This window comes from Flavobacterium columnare NBRC 100251 = ATCC 23463 (genome assembly GCF_002530675.1).
GTDB lineage: Bacteria > Bacteroidota > Bacteroidia > Flavobacteriales > Flavobacteriaceae > Flavobacterium > Flavobacterium columnare.
Genome location: NZ_PCMX01000179.1, coordinates 1 through 1,353, shown reverse-complemented (window position 1 = coordinate 1,353; position 1,353 = coordinate 1). Strand labels below are relative to the sequence as shown.

Sequence of the window (1,353 nt, the reverse complement as noted above, 5' to 3'; positions counted from 1 at the left end):
GTAATATACTTTCAAAGAAAAAAATCCCTGTTTCTATTGATTCATTTTCTTTTGAAATATTTCTAGATCTTTGATATAGAGTATCCAACAAACTAATTAAAATTTCTCGATTTTCTGGTTTCTCGATTTTTTGGGTTTCTACAAATGACATGGTTTGAAACACATCGTTGGCAATTTCGTCGTGAATTTTTTTAGCAATTTTAGTTTCTGTAAAATAGGTTGCTTTTTGTTTTTCTAATTGTGTTTTATTTTTTAAATAATTATAAATAAAAAAAATTAAAGTTGCTAGTAAAGCAGAAGCTGAAATCCAAATATTTTTTTCATTTTGACTTTTTTGTAGTTTAAGATCCGTAGCTATTTTTTCGTTTTTTAGTTTTAAATTTTCTTCTTTAGCTACACGAGCATCGTATCTTATTTTGGCAAACTGGTTCTTAGCTGTACTTCTTATTTGTGTAATGCTATCCTGTAAGTTAGCATATTGTAATGCCTGTTTTTGAGTACTTTGTGGCAACTTAATGATTAGTAATAAAGCCTTAAGCCTTTGATCAATACTTTTATGTAAGGTTGCATTTTGGTAAGCTTTTGTAGCATAATAAAAGGATTTTTGAGGATTTAACTTTATATACACATCGGCTAAATGCAAATAGCTTTCTACTCTTTCGTAAGTATTATTGCTTTGAAGTTTTGTCTGAAGCGCTTTTTTTAAAAGTTTTAATCCTTCTTCCTTTTGATTTAAATTATATAAACTATATCCTAAATTATCTAAATATATAGCCTTTCGAAAGGGTAAGGAATCTAGCCCTTTTTCTTTTAAAATTCTATTAAGAATTGTTTGTGCTTTATCAAATTTTTTTTGTTGAATATATACATTTGCTATGTTATTTAAAGAAACTATTTGAGTAAGTTTGTTTTCAGCAAGATTAAAAGTCATATTATAATGTTCAATAGCACTATTATAATTTTTTTGTTCTTTAGAGGCTATACCCAATAGATTATGAATAGCAGCTTGATAGGTTTTATTTTTCTTTATGTAAGGTAACGCTTCAATCAAACTGGATTCGCTACCAAAATAATCCCCTTCAAGCTGCTGGATACTAGCCATTTGAATAAGGCAATAAACAATGTTTTCATTTTTATTAAGTGTTTGATACAATGACTTTGCTTTGTCGTAATAGTAATATGCACTGTGAAAGTTATTAGCATTCCATTCTTTTTCGGCTTTATTTTGGAGTTGAAAGGCTATTCTTTCTACAGGATTTATTTTTTTATGTTCAATTTTATGTTCTTGCTTTTTTGTACAACTAATTACTATAAACCATACGAAAAACAGTAAACTCAGGAAAAATTTCATAC

1 protein-coding gene is annotated in these 1,353 nt (G+C 27.4%); it reads right to left on the bottom strand.

Annotated elements, in window-relative coordinates; all coding sequences use genetic code 11:
- The coding region (locus B0A78_RS14170) for a tetratricopeptide repeat protein (RefSeq protein ID WP_097609800.1) at positions 1-1,353 on the bottom strand (1,353 nt) is incomplete at both ends.